Annotated in this window: 19 protein-coding genes, 4 tRNA genes and 1 riboswitch; of the genes, 6 read left to right on the forward strand and 17 right to left on the reverse strand. The window is 56.1% G+C overall.

Features of this window, described 5'->3' with window-relative positions:
• Positions 1-47: 47 nt before the first annotated feature.
• Positions 48-1,325 carry a septal ring lytic transglycosylase RlpA family protein gene (locus tag PbB2_RS16345; RefSeq protein WP_133245711.1) on the reverse strand — a complete coding sequence of 426 codons (1,278 nt, stop codon included), beginning with the start codon at positions 1,323-1,325 and terminating at the stop codon, positions 48-50.
• Positions 1,326-1,539: 214 nt separating this feature from the next.
• Between PbB2_RS16345 and PbB2_RS04225 the strand changes: the two genes are divergently transcribed.
• Together PbB2_RS04225 and PbB2_RS16440 are read left to right on the forward strand one after the other, a co-directional pair.
• A tRNA-Ser gene (locus PbB2_RS04225) sits at positions 1,540-1,629 on the forward strand.
• Between the two features lie 169 nt (positions 1,630-1,798).
• Complete coding sequence (locus PbB2_RS16440; RefSeq protein WP_420887450.1) at positions 1,799-2,023, forward strand: DUF6538 domain-containing protein; 225 nt, start codon at positions 1,799-1,801, stop codon at positions 2,021-2,023.
• Here the strand turns inward: PbB2_RS16440 and PbB2_RS04230 are convergent.
• The 7 genes from PbB2_RS04230 to PbB2_RS04260 all read right to left on the reverse strand — a co-directional run bounded on the left by PbB2_RS04230 (position 1,949) and on the right by PbB2_RS04260 (position 8,953).
• On the reverse strand, positions 1,949-2,758 hold the full coding sequence (locus tag PbB2_RS04230; protein WP_108984055.1) for a hypothetical protein: 810 nt from the start codon (positions 2,756-2,758) through the stop codon (positions 1,949-1,951). The genes PbB2_RS16440 and PbB2_RS04230 overlap by 75 nt on opposite strands.
• Before the next feature lie 253 nt (positions 2,759-3,011).
• Positions 3,012-3,593 (reverse strand): TMEM165/GDT1 family protein, encoded by a 582-nt coding sequence (locus tag PbB2_RS04235; RefSeq protein WP_108984056.1) that lies wholly within the window; start codon positions 3,591-3,593, stop codon positions 3,012-3,014.
• Between the two features lie 13 nt (positions 3,594-3,606).
• Positions 3,607-3,791, reverse strand: a riboswitch (yybP-ykoY riboswitch).
• A gap of 120 nt (positions 3,792-3,911) precedes the next feature.
• Positions 3,912-4,562 (reverse strand): TetR/AcrR family transcriptional regulator, encoded by a 651-nt coding sequence (locus PbB2_RS04240; protein ID WP_108984057.1) that lies wholly within the window; start codon positions 4,560-4,562, stop codon positions 3,912-3,914.
• Between the two features lie 160 nt (positions 4,563-4,722).
• Positions 4,723-5,511, reverse strand: coding sequence for a hypothetical protein (locus PbB2_RS04245; protein ID WP_133245713.1), 789 nt, complete (start codon positions 5,509-5,511; stop codon positions 4,723-4,725).
• A gap of 121 nt (positions 5,512-5,632) precedes the next feature.
• The gene (locus PbB2_RS04250) at positions 5,633-6,325 is read right to left on the reverse strand and encodes a peptidylprolyl isomerase (RefSeq protein ID WP_108984059.1); all 693 of its coding nucleotides are present in this window, start codon (positions 6,323-6,325) and stop codon (positions 5,633-5,635) included.
• Positions 6,326-6,359: 34 nt separating this feature from the next.
• Positions 6,360-7,535: an isovaleryl-CoA dehydrogenase gene (locus PbB2_RS04255; protein ID WP_108984060.1), complete on the reverse strand. Its 1,176-nt coding sequence runs from the start codon at positions 7,533-7,535 to the stop codon at positions 6,360-6,362.
• 59 nt (positions 7,536-7,594) lie between these two features.
• Positions 7,595-8,953: a glycoside hydrolase family protein gene (locus tag PbB2_RS04260; RefSeq protein ID WP_108984061.1), complete on the reverse strand. Its 1,359-nt coding sequence runs from the start codon at positions 8,951-8,953 to the stop codon at positions 7,595-7,597.
• Between the two features lie 171 nt (positions 8,954-9,124).
• Between PbB2_RS04260 and PbB2_RS04265 the strand changes: the two genes are divergently transcribed.
• On the forward strand, positions 9,125-10,087 hold the full coding sequence (locus PbB2_RS04265; RefSeq protein ID WP_192576156.1) for a peptidylprolyl isomerase: 963 nt from the start codon (positions 9,125-9,127) through the stop codon (positions 10,085-10,087).
• Here PbB2_RS04265 and mgtE read toward each other — a convergent pair.
• The 3 genes from mgtE to PbB2_RS04280 form a co-directional block, all read right to left on the reverse strand.
• Positions 10,077-11,462 carry a magnesium transporter gene (gene mgtE, locus PbB2_RS04270; RefSeq protein WP_108984063.1) on the reverse strand — a complete coding sequence of 462 codons (1,386 nt, stop codon included), beginning with the start codon at positions 11,460-11,462 and terminating at the stop codon, positions 10,077-10,079. The two genes, PbB2_RS04265 and mgtE, sit on opposite strands and share 11 nt — an antisense overlap.
• Before the next feature lie 124 nt (positions 11,463-11,586).
• Positions 11,587-11,671, reverse strand: a tRNA-Leu gene (locus PbB2_RS04275).
• Between the two features lie 91 nt (positions 11,672-11,762).
• The gene (locus PbB2_RS04280; protein ID WP_272949222.1) at positions 11,763-12,032 is read right to left on the reverse strand and encodes a FliM/FliN family flagellar motor switch protein; all 270 of its coding nucleotides are present in this window, start codon (positions 12,030-12,032) and stop codon (positions 11,763-11,765) included.
• 76 nt (positions 12,033-12,108) lie between these two features.
• On the opposite strand from PbB2_RS04280, the gene lipB reads away from it, so the two are divergent.
• Entirely contained in the window at positions 12,109-12,777 is a 669-nt protein-coding gene (gene lipB, locus PbB2_RS04285) for a lipoyl(octanoyl) transferase LipB (protein WP_108984065.1), read from the forward strand.
• A gap of 73 nt (positions 12,778-12,850) precedes the next feature.
• On the forward strand, positions 12,851-13,987 hold the full coding sequence (locus tag PbB2_RS04290; RefSeq protein WP_192576157.1) for a DUF1176 domain-containing protein: 1,137 nt from the start codon (positions 12,851-12,853) through the stop codon (positions 13,985-13,987).
• Positions 13,988-14,016: 29 nt separating this feature from the next.
• On the opposite strand, the gene gatB is transcribed toward PbB2_RS04290, so the two are convergent.
• The 6 genes from gatB to PbB2_RS04320 all read right to left on the reverse strand — a co-directional run bounded on the left by gatB (position 14,017) and on the right by PbB2_RS04320 (position 17,431).
• A complete protein-coding gene (gene gatB / locus PbB2_RS04295) occupies positions 14,017-15,516 on the reverse strand; it encodes an Asp-tRNA(Asn)/Glu-tRNA(Gln) amidotransferase subunit GatB (RefSeq protein ID WP_108984067.1) in 1,500 nt (499 codons plus the stop codon).
• Positions 15,517-15,571: 55 nt separating this feature from the next.
• A tRNA-Arg gene (locus PbB2_RS04300) sits at positions 15,572-15,648 on the reverse strand.
• 16 nt (positions 15,649-15,664) lie between these two features.
• On the reverse strand, positions 15,665-15,973 hold the full coding sequence (locus PbB2_RS04305) for an ETC complex I subunit (RefSeq protein WP_108984293.1): 309 nt from the start codon (positions 15,971-15,973) through the stop codon (positions 15,665-15,667).
• Between the two features lie 144 nt (positions 15,974-16,117).
• Positions 16,118-16,194: transfer RNA gene (locus PbB2_RS04310), tRNA-Pro, on the reverse strand.
• 66 nt (positions 16,195-16,260) lie between these two features.
• On the reverse strand, positions 16,261-16,773 hold the full coding sequence (locus PbB2_RS04315) for a DUF192 domain-containing protein (protein ID WP_238164847.1): 513 nt from the start codon (positions 16,771-16,773) through the stop codon (positions 16,261-16,263).
• Positions 16,774-16,873: 100 nt separating this feature from the next.
• On the reverse strand, positions 16,874-17,431 hold the full coding sequence (locus tag PbB2_RS04320) for a cold-shock protein (RefSeq protein ID WP_133245714.1): 558 nt from the start codon (positions 17,429-17,431) through the stop codon (positions 16,874-16,876).
• A gap of 250 nt (positions 17,432-17,681) precedes the next feature.
• On the opposite strand from PbB2_RS04320, the gene parE reads away from it, so the two are divergent.
• Positions 17,682-19,697, forward strand: coding sequence for a DNA topoisomerase IV subunit B (gene parE, locus PbB2_RS04325; RefSeq protein ID WP_108984070.1), 2,016 nt, complete (start codon positions 17,682-17,684; stop codon positions 19,695-19,697).
• Positions 19,698-19,719 lie beyond the last annotated feature (22 nt).

Consider the following 19,719-nt stretch of genomic DNA (forward strand, 5'->3'; position numbering starts at 1 on the left):
GGGCCTTCCTGCAGTGGGTCAATGCCCTTGCGAGGAAAAAACCGGATTTAGTTGAGCGACGCCATCACATGTGCACCCGACAAGCCCCGATTGCTGACCAAGTCGGCAAGCTCTTGGGCTTCTGCCTGCGTTCTGACAGGGCCAATCAGCACACGATATAGGGTTGCCCCTGAGGCGGTTTCAGATTCAGCAATCTGGACCGCACCAACATCGGACAATTGACGAACAGCGCGTTCAGCATTGGCTTGGCGCGAAAAGGCCCCGGCTTGAACATACAGACCCGCGCGTGTTTCACTGCTGGCCACGCCATCACGATTTACGGCGCGGCTTGGACGTTGTTCAATCACACGTGCCACTGTCACGGCCACACTGGGTCCAGATGCATTGGACGCACGGACCGGTGGGATATTTGGCGGCGACTTGGGTGCAGAAGCGCGCGCCTCGGCCCATTTAGGCTCAAGCGACGGTGGACTGAGGGTCTCTGCCGTCACCAAAGGATCGGGATCAGCTGGACCGATATAGCGCACACGAACCTGGGTGGATCCTTGCTCGCGATATCCCAGGAGTTCTGCCCCACGGGCAGACAGATCAATCAAGCGATTGGAAACAAATGGTCCGCGATCATTGATACGCACGACCATGGAACGGCCATTCGACAGATTGGTGACCTCCACCAGACTTGGGATCGGCAGGGTCGGATGGGCCGCCGTGACGACATTCATGTCAAAGGTTTCGCCATTGGCCGTCGCCTTGCCATGGAAGTCGCGGCCATACCATGACGCCACACCGACTTCATCATAATCGGGCTCATGAGCGGGGATATACCACGTGCCATTGACCTGATAGGGCGCACCAATCTTTTGAAAAGGCTGCACGTCGGCCGGGCGGACCGACGGTGTGGTTTCAGGCTCTGACGCGCGAATGCTGATGCGAGCAGGTGCTGCCATATTGCGCGGGGATGCTGCAGCCTCGCGCTCGGCGCGCGCTGGCAGGCTGATGGATGTTGCCCGTGAGGTATTTTGGGTTTCGGCGCGCTCAACAGGTGCCGCTCGGGTGAGAGAGCTTGTGATCGCATCACGTGTTATGGGCCTCGCAACCGAGCGGGCGGCCGGATGGCTCTGGGCAATGCGATCAGCCTCAGTTGCTTGGCGCGCCTTACTAACTGGCGCAGCCTCGGTCGAGGCAGCTTCACTATTGGTGGCGGCACTTGTGGTGCGGGCAGCTGCCAGCACTGTTGCAGGACTGACTGAGAAGCCAGCCACCACAATGATTAAGCCGAAACACACGTGATCTGAAATACGCAACTCACTGATCTTGCTTCGCAATGACTCTTTCCGAACGTGGAAGAGTTGTGCCGCTTTCCGGACCATTTTGTGTCCCACCGTTTTGGACCGCAGTAGTTTCTGCAGACATTCTTCATGCGCCGGTTGATCCGACTGCATGTTGCACGATACAAGGCATGTTTGAAATCAACGCTTGAAAAAACGATTGAATTTTATCAATCGGGCTTTTTGTTTCAGGCTTGACGTCAAAAAGCGCGGACAGGTGGCCGAGTGGTTTAAGGCAGCGGTCTTGAAAACCGCCGTAGGTGGAAGCCTACCGTGGGTTCGAATCCCACCCTGTCCGCCATTTTCTTCAAGCTCGAAGAGTTATTTTGATTTCATCTTTTCAAATCGTGCGGGTTAGGTTTGTGGTACACAACGCCGGTACACAAGCTGCTACTAGCCCCCGCTGCCGAGGGAATAAGATCGGCGGGGTCGGTCCAAATATGGTGGAACCATAACCGACATGCGCCGCTTTGAGCGGAACACGTGCCCCACACCTTCAACGCCGTGACGGAGTCTATTGCGTGCGATTGCGCGTATCGGACGCACTCAGACCGCTTGTCGGGCAGAAGAAGATTGTGAAATCCTTGAAGATTACGCGGGCTGGCCCGTTGTGCCACGCCTCAAAGGCCTGTGCCCGGTTCGGGCGTACATCTTGCCTTGCCGCTGGGCGTAACGCCAGTCCACGAGAGCCGTAAACGTCGCGGGAAAGATAGGATGTTTCGGCGCAAATCCTCTTGGTAGGGCGTGACCATCGCCGAAAGGCAGGATCGAAGCATTTGTTCTTCGACAAGATACGCCCGGCCAAACCTGGGCAGGTCCGATAGTCCAATCACGCGCCCAGATCCCGCGTCGCGATAGAGCAGCCAACCGGGCGGTATTGCATTTCTGCGGGCAAATTCTGCTTGCCGGACCCGCAGTGCCTCAGTGTCGGTGATAAGTTCGTCAAACGCCTCAATCGCGCGGTCTTCGCTTCGCCCGGCCTTGGCTTGAAGCGTGAGAAAAGCATTCCGGCCTCGCTTGAACTTCTCGACCGTCCAAGGATCAATGCTTCCATGAAGCAGGGCGATCGACCCGGGACTAAAGGTGATGCCGCCGGCCAGTGGCAGCAGATAATTGGCACATGAAGAGTTGCATTGCCCCTCCACCACCATGTCGAGGTGCTTTCCTTCGAAGATTTCAGCGATGTCCAAGGCCGCGCTGACACTGCCGCCCTCGCTATTCAAGATCAATTTCTGAGTGGTGCTCTGAAACGTGGTGCGAACACAGGCCGCCATCATCTCATCAATTTTGCCCGAAATTAAAAACACCTGGTCTGAGCGCTGCTCACACCTAAGCTCCTCCGCTGGGCGGTCGGTGCCCAGGGTGAACACTGAAGAGGATGCACAGCCGCCAAGCAGCATAAGAAGCATCCATGAAGCAATGAGGCGCATAGTCAGATCCGTATCACGAACCGAGATGTTGCACCATAAGCATACAACCTCAAGATAATGCCACACACTGATGGACACATGTGCGTCGCGTGGCAAAGGGGGCAACTTCTACCCTGCCCCATTCACACCATGGTGATACATATCAAAACATGCCCTTGTGGCGTCGATGTCACGCGCCGACACGGCAAAACCCGTACTGTCTCAGACAAAATCATGTGGGATACCGCCTATGCCCCACATGATTTTCGATTTTCTAGAGAAGTCCCGCGGTCCAACCTGCTGTTTGGGCAAGAACCCAGACGCCAATCAAGAAAAAGAGGCCAGCAGCAATCAGTCGGACAATATTGAGTGGCACATATTTCAGGACTTCGTGGCCAAGGAAAACTGCTGGAACATTGGCCAGCATCATCCCGAATGTTGTGCCCATCGTCACGGACACAACATCATGAAAGCGCGCGCCCAACGCCACCGTTGCCACTTGGGTCTTGTCGCCCATTTCAACAAGGAAGAATGCGATCAGTGTGGTGATGAAGGCACCAAATCTCGCGGGCTTATGTTCTTCATCGTCAAGCTTATCCGGAATCAATGTCCACGCTGCCATGATGATGAAAGAGGCGGCGATGGCATAGCGAAACCATTGTCCGTCCATGATGGCGGCTACTTGAGACCCAACCAGAGCCGCCAGAAAGTGGTTGGCAATGGTGGCGGCAAAAATCCCCGCGATGATCGGTACTGGCTTTTGAAACCGGGTCGCCAGGACAATTGCCAACAATTGGGTCTTATCGCCAATCTCGGCGAGGGTGACCACGGCGGTGGATGTGAGAAAAGCTTCCATTGAACATTCCCTGGGTTGGGCGGCATAAAACAACCAACGGACACCAATCTCGCCGCCCAACCCTGAGCGGAGATTCGGTGCCATTGGTCTCGCCTAAGCGGTCTTCCCGCTTTCCACGCGCCACGGTCTCTCGACCGAGTATGTTGACGCGGGGGCTCGTCACGCATGACGACTGGCTACTCCCCAGATGACCCGAATGCTTTAGCCTGAGCGCGCACCCCCTGCAACACGCAACGACACAAAAAATCGGCCGAGAAATGAGCCAAGTCAACGCCGGGTTTAGGCAGCGCCATCACACAGGATCATGGCTCATCAGCATCAAGGCAATGGGCAGGCATCGACCTTGCAGACGCCGACGGCTCGGCAGAAGCTGCGGGTGTGATGGTCGATGAAAACATCCACGTCCGCTTCACGAACTTGGCACCCGCCAAGCCCGTCTTGGTGCATCAACAAAAGGATGAGCGGGCTCAGCATATTCAGTGCGGCAAATCTGATATCAATATGGGCGGCTACTTCGCCCACTTCCTGATAATGTTTCAAACAAGCTTCACACGACTGCAGGCTGGGCTCGAGAAAATAGGTCAGATAGGCTGGGCCAGACATTTGGTCGCCTAAGCCTTCACTCAATCCCCACATGTTCAATTGGCTCAATCCGAAACGGCGGAACGCAATTTGGATATAATTGAGTTTGGTGCGCACACAGGTGGCCAGATCGCCTATTGGCTGGGCGCTGGCAACCAACATGGGTTCTGCGTCCTGAAAACTTAATTGCAACACGGCCTCAGCCACACCCTGGCGATTATCGAAGTAATGCAGGATTGTCGGCAGAGATACACCGCACACTTCGGCAAACTGACGCAAGCTCGACCGCTCCGTCGGATGGGCCAAGACATGAGCTTGGATCAGACGGACCAATTCCTGCCGTTTGGCTGCATAATCTTTGCCGCGGCTGCCCTTGGGTCTACTCATTTACCGTGCCATCTGAAATATCAATGACACAGACTATAGCAGTGAGATTGCCAGCATCAATCCTAAACAACTGAAAGAGGAATTCTAATATTTATTGACACGTGAGAGGATAAATCCATTACTCAATCAAAATGGCTCGCAAGTACAAGCTTGCTTTTGATTACCCACCCAATATCCACACCACCAAACCTGCCCAGCCCGGCGTAAAGAACAAAAATGCCGCAGAAATTTGGCTAACTAAGGTAAAACTTACTGCAGGCAGAAAAGCCGGATGGAGACGCCCGCGCGTGTTATAGTCATAAAGGGCCATCGCAAGCATAAAGAACCAAGACAAGGGATAGCGCCCCAGAATTTGCGCGGCAAAGCCCTGCCCCAAAATTTCCCGTATATCCACGCCAATCCAGCGCGACCACCCGGTATCTACAATCCCAATGACGCCCAACAACAAGAGGCGTTTATGCAAATCGGGGCGATGGGTGTTCGCAAGGGCGATGGCTGTTAGAATGGCAAATGGAAAAACATGGCCTAACTGAAATGCCATGACGGCGGGATTGAACTTGGGATCACCCAAACGGGCATGGTCGGCAAACCAAACTGTGGCTACCGCACTTACGACCACAAGAGCCCCCAAGACAAACCCAAATCGTTGCCCCCGCGCCCGATGCAGAGCAGGTTGATGCGTGCGGATCAGGACGGCTTGCCAAGTTAAAAGGCCCATCCAGCCAACGGCAGAGGCTGCATGAAGATGGGTGACGAGCTGATACGTGCGCCCATTTAAGACACCACGCACCATATCGGGAACAAACCCAGCCAATAGACCAAACCACAACAAAGCAATCATGACGATAACTGCATCGCGATCTGCGGGGTGGGTCTGCCAAAACCCTTGTTTGCCCTCAATAGGTTCAAACCCCGATAATCCGTCTACCGCCATTGTTTGTCCCCGCATTTGACCTTTAGAACTGGCAGATCACGTTACCGTGAAGATAGGCCAGTACAAGGCGTCGATCGGAAACATTTTTGACCGAGATATTGCCTCTTTAGGTTCTGGGCTTGGCGGATCAGGTCTTTCAACGTTTCTTTTTGCTGGCTTTTGGCGCAGGCCTTACGGCAGGCTTGGGTTTGGGCGGCGGTGGTGGGTCTGTCCGCACGCCCGTAATCACAATCGGTGTGACAGGGGCCTTGCCCGGGAAAGGTCCACCACTTGCCGCACGCTCAACTTTTGCCATGGCCTCTACCACCTCCCAGCCCGCCGTCACCCGACCAAAACTGGCATAGCCAGTAGTGTTAGGTGCAGCCTTCGGATCTGCATTGAGAGAGGCATTTTCAGCGAGGTCGAAATAAAAGCTTGAATGGCCCGAATTGGGGTCGTCACCGCGGGCCAGTCCCACCGCACCCTTGGCGTGGCGGTTGGTGGCCGTTTCCAATTCAACCGGCTTCAACGGCGGATAGCGGCCCTTGAAATTGGCATCCAGATCGCCAATTTGGATCAAAAATCCGGGTTCAATCCGGAACACAGCCGCCCCAACATAATGACCAGACTGAAACATAGCCAGCATATGCGCGCTGGTCTTCGGGGCCCCGACCGGATCGAGCGTAATTTCAATCTCACCCATGGTGGTGGTCAGGAAGACTTTTGGTGCGGGTGGCACGGTCGCGTTGAGGGCTGGTGCCGGTTCGGAGCTTCCTTGAGCAACGCTGATCTGAGGCAATATTAGAGCCGAAGCGATCAACAGGCCTGCTAACAGCGCGCGACGTTTCATGAAGCCCCCCTCAAACTCTATCCACTTAACCAAGCTAGACCTGCGTTTCCCCGAACAACTCCCGCCCAATCAGCCAACGGCGGATTTCACTGGTACCAGCCCCAATTTCATAGAGCTTGGCATCGCGCAGCAGCCGGCCGGTTGGATAATCATTGATATAGCCGTTGCCCCCGAGACATTGGATAGCCTCCAACGCCATCCACGTGGCTTTTTCAGCGGCATAAAGAATTGCCCCTGCTGCGTCTTTGCGTGTGGTCAGCCCCCGGTCACAGGCCTTGGCTACCGCATAGACATAGGCGCGTGCCGTCGACAATGTGACATACATGTCGGCAAGCTTGCCTTGCATCAATTGGAACTCACCAATCGGTTGACCGAATTGACGCCGCTCATGAACATAAGGCAGCACAACATCCATACAGGCCTGCATGATCCCCAACGGTCCAGACGCCAGCACCGCTCGCTCATAATCTAGGCCCGACATCAGAACTTGCGCACCTTTATTGAGCGGGCCCATCAGATTTTCTTCGGGTACTTCGCAATCCTCAAACACCAGCTCGCCCGTTGGCGAACCGCGCATGCCCAACTTGTCAAGGCTTTGAGCCACACTGAAGCCCTTAAAGTCCTTCTCAATCAAAAAGGCGCTGATGCCGCGCGAAGCAGCCTCGGGCTCGGTCTTGGCATAGACAATCAATGTGTCAGCGTGACGTGCGTTGGTAATCCAAAACTTGCCACCATTGAGGACATAACGGTCGCCCTTTCTTTCTGCCCGCAAGCGCATCGACACCACATCCGAGCCCGATCCACTTTCTGACATCGCAAGCGCGCCGACATGATCTCCTGAAATCAGCTTGGGTAGATAACGCGCCTTTTGTTCCGCGGTTCCCCAGCGCCGCAACTGATTGACGCACAAATTAGAATGAGCGCCATAGGATAGTCCAACCGACGCCGAAGCCCGGCTGATTTCCTCCATGGCAATGACATGCTCCAAATAGCCAAGGCCCGACCCGCCATCGGCTTCTTCCACCGTGATGCCCAAAAGGCCAAGCTCACCCAATTTGGGCCATAGGTCGCGCGGGAATGTATCGGTACGGTCGATATCAGCCGCGCGCGGTGCAATTTCAGCAGCCGAAAAGCGTTCAACGGTTTCGCGGATGGCCTCGGCGGTCTCGCCAAGGTCAAAGTCGAGTGTGGGATATGAGTTTCGAAGCATGCCTTAGCATGCGCGAGCCGGCTCGTGAGTGCAAGCCCGTTGGGCCAAGGTGAGACGGCCTAGCGCATCAAGTCGGCCTCGTCGCCATGACCTTCACCGCCCGCAAGCGCAACCGCTGACGTGACCAAGATCACAAAGCCAAAACAGGCTGTTATTGCAGCAAAGAGGCCTTTAAGCGTCACTTTTTGGCCTTCTGGATCAGGCGGGAGTATCCCCAACAGATGGGCGAACCAAAGTCCACCGGCCATCAAGATCGCCCCCAAAGCCAACAGCACCCAGGTCAGTCGCTTCGGGCCTGCCTTCTTCTCAACCAGATCGCCACCAGGTGGGACAATATGAATACCGGAACTGGTCAGATCAGGACCTGCACCTTCGACCGCCGCCGACCACGGCGCAGGTTGCATGGAGGATGGTTGGTTTTGGGCTTGAACCGGCCCGTCATTCGCCGGGGTGGGCATGACTGGGGCTGTGCCATTGGCTGGGACTGGCCCAGGCACAGCCTCACGCACTTGGGCGCGAGGCACAGATATAGACTGTCCCTTTTCAGCCGCGATAACAGACGCCAATGTGGGCTCAGGGTCTAAAGGTGCCGGCTCCAAGCTCTCCTCATCGGGCAAAAGTGGCATGGAGCGCACACCAGGCTCCACAACACGCTCAGCTTGGGCTGGTTCGGGTTTCACCATTGGGTCAGGCTTAATCTCCGTCTTCGCCACGGCCTCCAGTTCTTCAACAGGCCGCGAGGCTATCGGACTGATTTCATTGTCAGTCGTTTGAGGCGGCATGGAAGTTTGTGCCTCGCCATGAAGTGCAAGCTCATTGCTTACAGGCACAGGGGCGGTCTCAATTGTGGCACCGTCCTCGCCGACGCTCAAAGCAACCGCACGTGGATCAGAGGCATGCGACAAAAGCGCAGCGGCATAGTCGATCTGGGGCGTCAGGACAGAGGTTGGTGCCGCTGGACGTGGGCCAAGTGGTTCTAAAAACAGGGCCGCCTCTGCTGCTCGCCGACGCACAAGGGCGTCAACCACCAAAACTCGACCATTCACCTTCGCCCGTCGCCATGCATGCATGGCCAAAGCTGCCGCAATCGGCTGCCCTTGGTTCAGATAGCTCAACACATCACTGGTGGCGAAGTTGGATAGGCCAATATTGAATGCAAACGAGACCAGCGCATCAAATTGGTTCTGATTAAGAGGGGTCAAGGCGGATTGACGGATCACGTCCTCAACCGGGCGCAAATCCCAACGCAAGAGGTCTTCTGCTTCAGCGCGCGTCACGGTCAGACCTTCACGTGCTGTGGCAACATGGCCAAAGCCCAATGTCCAACGCCCGTCAGGGGTCCGTGCTGCGCGAGCACGGAATCCCTCAAAGCTGGCAATCAGGTCTACTGCAGCCCGTGATGCGGTAAGTCTGGACATAAGTCGTTCCAAAAAGAGACGGATTCCGCCATATGGGCTGAGGCTTGCATGAATAATGCCGCGTGAGCTTTGCGCGCTGTGATTGGCTGCTGCCTCGACAAAGCTGCTTACCTTGGGCAGTGTTTGATGACCGACCCTTGTGGGGCGGATTCGCGATGCAAGGATCAGACCATGCTGCCAACCAAATCCCGCCAGAAGTCCGCCTTAGTGGCTTTCTCCATAATGGCCTGCTTTGCCAGTCCTGCCGCCTCTGAAACCCGTCCCGCTATTGGCTCAACATGGTCGAGCATGACCACGGGGGAATTGATCACAGCTGCCCCCGCCGATGCCTGGCAGCAAATTGAGCAAAGCCAATTGCTCTATCTCGAATTTGATCCACCGGCCGGTTCAGGCACCGGCCCAGCCCGTGTTATCATCCAATTGGCACCCGACTTTGCCCCAAATCATGTGGCAGCACTTAAGGAACTGGTTGCTAAGGACTTTTTCAATGGCAAATCCATTGTACGCTCACAGGACAATTATGTCGTCCAATGGGGCGATGGTCCGGCTGCAACACAAGCTGGCTTCCGCGGCGGTCAGATGACCGCTGAGTTCGACCGCCCCATAGGCCGAGACTTCAAACCTTTTGAGCTCAAGGATGGCGATGTCTACGCCCCGAAGGTTGGCTTTTGGCGCAATTGGCCGGTTGCGTGGGACCCAGCCCAGAAGCGCTACTGGCTACCCCATTGTTACGCCATGGTTGGGGCAGGACGTGATGAGGGTGCTGATTCAGGCGGCCCAGCAGAGCTTTACGCCGTCAACGGCCACAGTCCACGCGGTCTTGACCGCAATGTGACGCTCTTGGGACGCGTTGTGCTGGGGATGGAGCATTTTGCGACTTTGCCGCGCGGGGGTGAGGCGATGGGATTTTATGGTGAGACCCAATCTAAACCCCGTATCATCCGGGCGGTGTTGGGCAGCCAGCTTCCAGAGCGTGAACAAATAAACCTTCAGGCCCTGCGTACCGATCATGCGATTTATCCGCAGGTGCTGGAAAGTCGGCGCAATCGGCGCGACAGCTGGACCAAATTCAAGGCAGGACGGCTGGAATTGTGCAATGCCCCCCTTCCCGTCCGCATCGCACCTAAAGAATGATCAAGGTGGCAAGACCTAAGAAGGCAACAAAGCCCACCATATCAGTGACAAATGTGACAAGGACGCCCGATGAGACCGCCGGATCCTGCCCCAGACGTTTCAGAGCCAATGGGATCAAAATACCTGCCAAGCCCGCCATCGACAAATTAAGCAAAATGGCCAAGGCAATGGTGAGCGACAACAAAGTGCTTTGAAACCAAATCAAAGCGACACTGGACAAGAGCAGCGCAAAAAAAGCGCCATTGACGATCCCAGTGACCACTTCGCGGAAGATGATGCGCACAGAATTGGCTGCGTTGAGCTCACGTGCTGCCAAAGCACGCACAGCCACAGCCACAGTTTGGGTTCCGGCATTGCCTCCCATAGAGGCAACGATAGGCATCATGATGGCCAAAGCGACAATCTTTTCGATTGAGGCTTCAAACTTACTGATCAGGAAGGAAGCAACCAAGGCGGTCGCCAGATTGATCACCAGCCACGGCAAGCGCGAGCGGACCGAGGACCAGACCGTGTCCCCCGCTGAAGCATCGCGCACCCCGGCAAGCGCCAACAAATCCTCTTCATTCTCGTCCTGAATAACCCGCACAATGTCATCGACCGTAATCATGCCTGTCAGTCGACCACTGCGGTCAACCACCGGGGCTGAGATCAAATGGTATTTTTGGAAGGCGTGGGCCACGACTTCCTGATCGGTCTCGGGTTCGACGATGATCTCAGGGGTCTCCATCAGATCTTCGAGCAAGACCGTCCGGCGGGCGCGCATTAATTTGGAAACAGGGATCGCCCCGATTGGCTTCATGGCCGGGTTGACGACATAAATGTCGAAGAAGAGATCTGGTAAATCCTCGCCAGTCTTGCGCATGAAGTCGATGGTCTGCCCGACATCCCAATGCTGGGGTGCAGCCACAAATTCGCGCTGCATCAGGCGACCGGCGGTCTCTTCTTCAAATGACAAAGCGCCTTCAACCGCCACACGCACATCAGCAGAAGCTGCGGCGAGAACTTCGGCGCGATCTTCATCATCAAGCTCTGCTACAATGGCAGCGGCGTCATCGGTATCGAGGTCATCCAGCTTTTGGGCGAGCTTGCTGGCAGGAATATATTCCAGTGCCAGCTCGCGTAACTCGTCTTCGAGCTCTGCATAGACTTCGGCGTCCAAATCGTCGCCCACGAGCGTAAAGATGGTGCGCGCCGTCTCACGCGGGGCATGAGCCAAAAGCTCAGCCACATCAGCGGGGTGCATTGGCAGAAGTAATTGCCGCAGCAGCGGGCCATCATGATCGCCAGCTGCCCCGATCACCTTGATGGTGGTCAGCCGGTCTGGGCCATGATCAGAAGTGGTGGACTCGGCCCCCAGGGCTTGTAGATCGTCCATGACTGTCACCTTCCGTCATGTCGTAAGCCCTTCAGGAAATGTGCATTGATCGCGATCAGACTCGCATTGCACGCCTTGAAATACGTGGCCCTCACGGGCCACGATAAGATGACCTTCTTTCCGGTGGTGTGCCCAAGAGGACTCGAACCTCCACGGGTCTCCCCACTAGCACCTCAAGCTAGCGCGTCTACCAGTTCCGCCATGAGCACGTCCCGGAAAGAGCGGCGCTTGTAGTAGAACACGCCGCCAATGTGAAGCCCTTCCCCCAGCTTCTTGCCAGTTGCCAGCAGTGGCGCGACCTTAGGGGCCCGCCAGATAGTCGAAAACGTCGGCTTCGTCAGTGATTTCGACTGAAATCTTGTCGTCATCCAGCTGGATGTCGCCACGAGCGACCGGGTGATTATTGACCAGCACCCAAACAGGATCATTGGGTGAGGCGGTCAAAGGAATGACTGCGCCACGACCCATCCGCAAGAGCTGATGCATCGGCAAGGAAGATCGACCGACCAGGACCGAAATTTCGACCATGACCTTTTCAATCTGCGAGGGGTGTTCACTATCGTCTGTCACAGGCCTAGATAGACCTGCAGAGTGTTGGAACTTGGTTAACGCGCGTCAATAGACTGTAATTAGTGGAGCCAAAGCTGTGATTGAATGGGCGATCTCGCCAAAACCGGTGGAATATGAGCCTGCCGTGGCCTTCATGGAGGCCCGTGCAGCCCAGATCGCCGATGGTTCAGCGAATCAAATGGTCTGGCTACTTGAACACCCTGCGCTCTATACCGCCGGCACCAGCGCCAAACCGGCCGATCTCTTACCTCATGCCTCGCTACCGGTGCACAAAAGTGGCCGAGGTGGCCAATATACCTATCACGGGCCCGGTCAGCGCGTTGTCTATTTGATGCTGGATTTGCGCCACCACCGCCGCGACATTCGCGCCTTTGTTCAAAGCGTGGAACAATGGGTGATCGATACATTGGGTGATTTTGCCATTAAGGGCGAGATTCGATGCGGCCGTGTGGGTGTTTGGGTAGATCGCACATATCCGGGGCTTGCCCGCCGCGAGGACAAAATTGCCGCAGTTGGCTTGCGGGTTAAACGTTGGGTGAGTTTTCACGGAATCAGCGTGAATGTCGAGCCTGACCTCCGCCATTTTGATGGGATCATCCCCTGCGGCATTGCCGAGGAGGGTCTGGGCGTCACGTCTTTGGTAGATCTCGGACACCCCGTGACGATGGATAACGTTGACGCCGCACTTAAAAAGCAATTTGAGGCCCGTTTCGGCAACGTCACCACAGTATCGCCCCCATTGTGACATGGGCTTGAAGCATCGAACTTTTTACCATTCCACAGTTGACGCACACGGGCAGCACTCTAGCCTGTCAGCCATGCGCCTATTTTCTTTCTTTGCCTTAGGCATGGCCTTGATCTCACCCTTGTTTCAAAGTCAGGCCGCTTTTGCCCAAACCGAACCCAAAGACTATCGCGAGTGGAGCGTGACCTGCAGCAATGTGAAGACATGTGTGGCAGTGTCGATATCAGGCCTGAATGAAATGGGTGTCACAGCCCGCCCGCGCGGCATTGCCAGTGATACAGACATGGGCTGGTTGTGGATTGAGCTTGCAGCCGGTCCTACAGCCAGACCGAAAATCCTTTTCTCCGGCGATATCAATGCCAGCACGGCCGCGCCGGCCAGTGCCAGTTTACGCATCGTCGGCCGTGATGGACGGGTGCTGGCCAGAGGCGTCTTCACCCTAATTGCTCATGACAGCGGGGCAAGCCAGCTCCGCGACACCGATGTGGATCGTTTTATGGCCGTTGCCAAAGCGGGTCAGGCGGTTGTCTATGTTCATGCCAATGGCCAACGCGCGCAATCTTTTGCCAATTTAGCCGGCTTTGTGGCCGCCATGCGGGCGATTGAGGCTGTACAAGGACGCACCGGGACGCAGGCAGCTTGGATTGATGCTGGTAAGCTAACACGTGATCGCGTCCCGGCAGCGCCGGTGACACCCAGAGTGCAAGCTGTCGCCTTCACCAAAATTGGGGCGCGCACCCGCATCCCCAAACTTGTGGCAGACCGGCGCACAAACGACTGCAACGACAGTGAGCGCCTTGATCCGGGCGGGACAGGCATTGAAGGCTTTAACTTAGGCAATGGGCGCACGCTCTGGGCTGTCCCCTGCGGGGCGGGAGCCTATAATATGTGGTCAGCCTTTTACCTGCAGACCAGTCCAACCCGGCTGGAGCCCTATGGGTTTGCGCGACCTGGCCAATCTGTCGACGAGGAAGATGCCAACAGCCTTGTCAATGTCAGCCTCAATCCCGAAGCCGGGCAAATCAGCGCCTTTGCGAAAGGTCGTGGCATTGGCGATTGTGGCAGCGCACAAACCTATAGCTGGGACGGTACAAATTTCATTCTGACCGATTTGGTAGAGATGACGGCCTGCAGCGGGCTGTTACCCGAATTCTGGCCCGTGCGGATCAAAAGCGAGGTTATCCCGCCTGCGCCAAAGCCAAAGCGTTAGCATTCAGGCTGGCACCCCAGGATCAATCCTTAAAGCCCCAACTTTGCCTTGATCACCTCATTGATGACTGCGGGGCTTGCTTTGCCGCCCGTCGCCTTCATCAATTGGCCGACCCACCAGCCCAGCGCCTTAGGTTTGAGGCGCGCCTCTTCCACCTTATCAGGATTGGCCGCAATCAGGGCATCAACAGTCTGTTCAATCAAACCAGTATCGGTCTCTTGCTTCAGGCCTTCACGCTCAACAATGACCAAAGGCGCATCCCCGGTCTCGATCATGCGGGGGAAAACCTCTTTGGCGATCTTGCCATTGATGGTGCCATTGCTGATGAGATCCACCAGTTCACCCAGACGCTCTGCCGTAACTGGGCTGTCGGCCAAGCTCTTGTCATGCTTGTTCAACCAGCCGAACAATTCCACCGTCATCCAGCTATTGACCAATTTGGCATCGCGGCCCTTGGCTGCAGCCTCGAAGAAATCGGCCGAGTCTTTATCAGCAACCAGCACCGCCGCATCATATGCTGACAGGCCATACTCAGCACGGAATCGTTGCTTTTTGGCGTCGGGCAGTTCGGGCAGGCTTGCCTTGATCGCATCGACCCAGGCCTGATCCAATTGAAGTGGCAAGAGGTCGGGGTCTGGGAAATAGCGATAATCATGCGCGTCTTCTTTCGAGCGCATTGAGCGGGTCTTGCCGGTCTTCACATCAAACAGGCGGGTCTCTTGGGTAATGGTGCCGCCATCTTCGAGGATTTCAATTTGGCGACGAGCCTCATAATCAACAGCCAGCGCCACATAGCGTGTGGAGTTGACGTTCTTAATCTCACAGCGCGTGCCAAAGGGCGTACCAGGTTTACGGACCGACACATTGACGTCAGCGCGCATCGAGCCTTCATCCATATTGCCATCACACGTGCCGAGATAGCGCACCAAAGCCCGCAGGGTCTTGAAATAATTGGCAGCCTCTTCACTCGAGCGAATATCAGGTTTGGAGACAATCTCCATCAAGGCACAGCCCGAGCGGTTGAGGTCAACATAAGTGGCGTGCGGATCCAAATCATGGATCGACTTGCCAGCATCCTGCTCAAGATGGATTCGCTCGATCCTTACGGGGATGGTCTCTCCGCTGTCGCAATCGACATTGAGCACACCCTCCCCCACGATGGGATGGGCAAACTGACTGATCTGATAGCCTTGGGGTAGATCGGGATAGAAATAGTTTTTCCGATCAAATCGGCTCCACAAATTGATTTTGGCACCCAGGCCGAGACCCGTTCGCACCGCCTGTTCAACACAAAACCGATTAAGCACGGGCAACATGCCCGGCATGCCCGCATCAATCAGGCTGACATGGGCATTCGGTGCCCCGCCATAAGCCGCACTGGCACCTGAGAACAGCTTAGACTGCGCACTGACCTGAGCATGCACTTCCATGCCGACGATGATCTCCCAATCACCTGTGGCCCCAGCCACCAGCTGATCAGGACGGGCAGAGCGGATATCGAGGTCGTTGGGAGCAGTGAGTGTGGTCATAGGGCCTACATAATGGGACCGAGCGCTTTGGCAAAGCAGGCAACGCATGTGAAACTGGCGACCCAAGCAGGACTCGAACCTGCGACCGTCCGCTTAGAAGGCGGATGCTCTATCCAGCTGAGCTATTGGGCCTGATCCGGTAAAAAAGTCAGTGTGACCAAGGTTCGCGCCGATTATAGGCAAAATTGTCGCCATAGGCACGAGGAATGCGCTTTGGCTCCTGCCGGTCGATCACTTGAAACGCCAATTGATGCTTTTGCGCATAGGCAATGGCCTCATCGCGTCCATCAAACATCAAGCGCACTTGACCTTGGGTATCGGTGGTCGACGTCCAGCCCATCAGCGGATCGGGTGTGCGCACGGCGGCAGGCTCAAACTCCAGCACCCAGTTTTTGCTCTTGGCGCGACCTGACTGCATGGCGGTTTTGGCGGGGCGATAGATTCTGGCAAAGGTCATGTGGGCCTCTAAAGTCTCGAAGTCACCATGGGCTTGTTCGACCCAAATGCAAAGCTGGACGTGCACGAAAGCCTCAATCGCGGCTGCACCAGCCTGCAAGAGCGGTGACCGCCCCTGCCCACCGACAGCTGCCGGTGGCAAGGATGGTCGGGGAGACAGGATTCGAACCTGCGACCCTCTGGACCCAAACCAGATGCGCTACCAAACTGCGCTACTCCCCGAGAGGCGCGGCTATAGCGCGACCAGCCCGATCACGGCAAGCGCCCTGAACAGATTTTACTGAAGTCTCACCGCCGGGCCGGTGCGCCTGAACCTGAATTGCGGGAAAAAATCCGATGCGTCACTTTCTGCCCCGGCGCAATCCCGAGACGGCGCGCTTCGCCCCCGCCAATTTCCAACACCGCCAGAACAGGACCGTTTGAGGGAATAATCGCCCGCGACAAAGGCTGAGCATTCGCTGCAATATTGGCGATGGTGCCATCCGCGCGAATGAAAATCAGGTCGAGTGAAACAAGCGTGTTTTCCATCCAGAAGGTGGCGGGTTCGGGGGTCTTGAAGTCAAACAACATGCCCGTCCCGCGGGGCACAGTGGTGCGCCACATCATGCCGATTTCGCGGGATCGATCTGTGTCAGCCATCTCAACCCTAAACGTGCGAACACCCTTGGGTGTGGCGATCGACAGATTTTCCACACGCAGGCCACGTTGTGGCCCTTCGATCGCGACAGCTTGGGCGGGTGCAAGGGTCGGCAGGCCAACACAGGCCACCAAGGCGAGAAGAAAAACACGCAAGAAGGTCATCATGGCTCGTCCTAACATGACAGGGCTATTGCCGCCAAGGTAGCGGGCTTGACCTGCTGCCGACAAGCCTTGATCCGTCCACGAATGAAACCTTCGGGACCTAACCCCGCACGACCGCCGTTGCCACTGCGCCCTTTGCGCTGCGTTCCACCCGAGCGCGCAAGGATTCCCCGCCATCTACCATGTCAATTCCGCCACGACGCAATGTTGCGACATGAAGGAAGATATCTTCAGCCTCAGGGCCCTCTGCTGTGAGGCCAACAAAGCCATAGCCTTTGGACCGATTAAACCATTTCACGGTCACAGCTTGAAAACTATCCACATCTTCTGGCGGTGGCCGCGTTACCGGGCGCAAACCAAGGATGCTGACCACTTGCAGCCCCCTCTCACCCTGTGCGGTGAGCACAGTTATTTCATCGCCTTCTTTCGGAATCGCCGAGGAAAACTTACGCAACACGCTGACATGTAAGAGGGCATCAACCTCGCCTGCCCCTGCCCCGCCCTGATGAAGCTCGGCGGAGGAATTGTCAGATTGATCGCGGACTTGGACAAAGCCAAATCCCTTGACGGGATCAAACCACTTCACAATGCCTTCAGCCAATGTGCCCAATGGCTCCTTGCCCATTGCACTGACAGTCTCTAATAGGTGTTGTGTCACGACACTCGATCCCTTCAGTCAAATCAGCACAGCGCAAACCGCTCGACGCTGTGGGGGCTCAGTGCTCGTGGAGAGCCACCGCACCCGGCCCCTTGTTACCTACGGGTAAGTAAACACAAGGTTTACGGGAAAGCAAGGTCTCTGATGCGAAGAATATCGCCCTTCCATCCACAAACGCTTGACCCAAAACCCGAACAAGAGCCCATATCGTGATGGTTTCTATTTCGACGTGAGCAAGGATTTCTGCCGTATGGCTGCCAGCGCCGCCCCTAAAACAAGCCTTTTTGATGATCTTGAGCCCGGTGGCATTTCGGCTGCCTCTTCTGGTTATTCTGCAAAAGACATTGAAGTCCTCGAAGGATTAGAGCCGGTTCGCAAGCGGCCGGGCATGTATATCGGCGGAACTGATGCACGCGCCATGCACCATCTCTTTGCCGAAGTGCTCGACAATGCCATGGATGAGGCAGTTGCGGGCCATGCGACACGTATTGAAGTCACACTTGATGCTGACGGCGCTTTAGCGGTGACCGATAATGGCCGAGGCATTCCGATCGACCCTCACCCCAAATATGTCGATAAATCTGCACTGGAAGTGGTGATGACGGTCCTGCACGCAGGCGGGAAATTCTCTGACAAAGCCTATCAAACCTCCGGCGGTCTACATGGTGTAGGTGTCTCGGTTGTCAACGCATTATCCGACCGGATGGAAGTTGAAGTCGCCCGCGACAAGCGACTCTATCGGATGGTTTTTTCCCGTGGCATCCCACAAGGCCCCATCGAAAATCTCGGTGCTGTTCATAATCGCCGGGGTACAATGGTCCGCTTTCATCCCGATGCCGAGATTTTTGGTGACGGTGCCAGCCTTGATCCGGCCCGCCTGTTCCGCATGGCGCGCTCGAAGGCCTATTTGTTCCGGGGGGTCGAGATTCGCTGGAAATGCGCGCCTGAGCGGATTCGCCCGGGCGACCTGACTCCAGTCGAAGAGACCTTGTGCTTCCCCAATGGCTTGGCCGATTATCTCCAAACAACCATTGGCGAGGCACCGACCGTCACCAGCACCATGTTTGCAGGTCGTACCGCCCAATCAGGTGGCCATGGAGCAGTTGAATGGGCCATGACCTGGGGCGTACGCGGCTTTGGCGATCGTGATGGCTTCCTTCACTCATATTGCAACACCATCCCAACACCCGAGGGCGGCACTCATGAACAGGGGTTGCGCTCGGTTATTGCCAAAGGTCTTCGCAGTTACGGAGAATTGATTGGCGACAAAAAGGCTGCCCAAATCACCGCTGAAGACGTGTTTGGGACCGCCGCTGCTTTGATTAGCGTCTTCGTCCGCGAGCCTGAGTTTGTGGGACAGACCAAGGATCGACTGGCAACTGCTGAAGCCACGCGGATTGTCGAAAATGCCATTCGCGACCCGTTTGATCACTGGCTTGGTGCGAGCCCGAAAGAGGCGCGCGCCTTACTTGACTGGGCGATTGCCCAAGCTGATGACCGCCTCAAGCGGCGCAAGGAAAAGGAAGTCCAGCGCCAAAGTGCAACCCGCAAGCTACGCCTGCCCGGCAAATTGGCCGATTGTTCACGACAAGACGCCGTCGGCACCGAGATTTTCATTGTCGAAGGGGATTCTGCAGGTGGCAGTGCGAAACAGGCGCGCGACCGCAACACACAGGCTGTCCTGCCCCTTCGCGGCAAAATTCTCAATGTTGCCAGTGCTGGAGGCGACAAACTGGCTGGCAATCAGGAATTGTCCGACCTCGCTTTGGCTCTGGGTGTCGCACCCGGTTCAAAGTTCCGGCTGGAGGATTTGCGTTACGAGCGGGTCATCATCATGACCGATGCTGATGTGGACGGGGCCCATATCGCAGCCTTGTTGGCGACTTATTTTTTCCGTGCCATGCCCCAACTTGTCCATGCAGGCAGACTCTATGTCGCTTTGCCGCCACTCTATCGCCTGACTCATGGGGGCAAGACGCTGTACGCCAAGGACGAAGCGCACAAGGACGAGTTGTTGAAGACAGCGTTTAACCCGCGCGCCAAAGTCGAAATTGGCCGTTTTAAGGGTCTGGGCGAGATGATGCCGGCACAGCTGAAAGTCACCACTATGAACCCTGCAACCCGCACATTGGCGCGCTTGGTGATCCCGGAAGACGATTTGCCAAGTGTCGGCGAGCTGGTTGAAACCCTGATGGGCCGCAAGCCAGAACTGCGGTTTAAGTGGCTGCAGGAAAATGCCCGCTATGCCGAAGAGCTCGACGTCTGAGGACAAAGCTTACGGCGCTCTT

Origin of the sequence: Candidatus Phycosocius bacilliformis, from assembly GCF_003112735.1 — a bacterium.
Lineage (GTDB): Bacteria > Pseudomonadota > Alphaproteobacteria > Caulobacterales > Aquidulcibacteraceae > Aquidulcibacter > Aquidulcibacter bacilliformis.

Coding starts and splice junctions, on each gene's coding strand:
- PbB2_RS04235 (WP_108984056.1), bottom strand. CDS start 3,593: ATGGAAGCTTTTCTCACATCCACCGCCGTGGTCACCCTCGCCGAGATT.
- PbB2_RS04240 (WP_108984057.1), bottom strand. CDS start 4,562: ATGAGTAGACCCAAGGGCAGCCGCGGCAAAGATTATGCAGCCAAACGG.
- PbB2_RS04315 (WP_238164847.1), bottom strand. CDS start 16,773: ATGACCTTCTTGCGTGTTTTTCTTCTCGCCTTGGTGGCCTGTGTTGGC.
- PbB2_RS04255 (WP_108984060.1), bottom strand. CDS start 7,535: ATGCTTCGAAACTCATATCCCACACTCGACTTTGACCTTGGCGAGACC.
- PbB2_RS04230 (WP_108984055.1), bottom strand. CDS start 2,758: ATGCGCCTCATTGCTTCATGGATGCTTCTTATGCTGCTTGGCGGCTGT.
- PbB2_RS04260 (WP_108984061.1), bottom strand. CDS start 8,953: ATGTCCAGACTTACCGCATCACGGGCTGCAGTAGACCTGATTGCCAGC.
- mgtE (WP_108984063.1), bottom strand. CDS start 11,462: ATGGACGATCTACAAGCCCTGGGGGCCGAGTCCACCACTTCTGATCAT.
- PbB2_RS04305 (WP_108984293.1), bottom strand. CDS start 15,973: ATGACCTTTGCCAGAATCTATCGCCCCGCCAAAACCGCCATGCAGTCA.
- PbB2_RS04250 (WP_108984059.1), bottom strand. CDS start 6,325: ATGAAACGTCGCGCGCTGTTAGCAGGCCTGTTGATCGCTTCGGCTCTA.
- PbB2_RS04265 (WP_192576156.1), top strand. CDS start 9,125: ATGCTGCCAACCAAATCCCGCCAGAAGTCCGCCTTAGTGGCTTTCTCC.
- gatB (WP_108984067.1), bottom strand. CDS start 15,516: ATGACCACACTCACTGCTCCCAACGACCTCGATATCCGCTCTGCCCGT.
- PbB2_RS04245 (WP_133245713.1), bottom strand. CDS start 5,511: ATGCGGGGACAAACAATGGCGGTAGACGGATTATCGGGGTTTGAACCT.
- parE (WP_108984070.1), top strand. CDS start 17,682: ATGGCTGCCAGCGCCGCCCCTAAAACAAGCCTTTTTGATGATCTTGAG.
- PbB2_RS04290 (WP_192576157.1), top strand. CDS start 12,851: ATGCGCCTATTTTCTTTCTTTGCCTTAGGCATGGCCTTGATCTCACCC.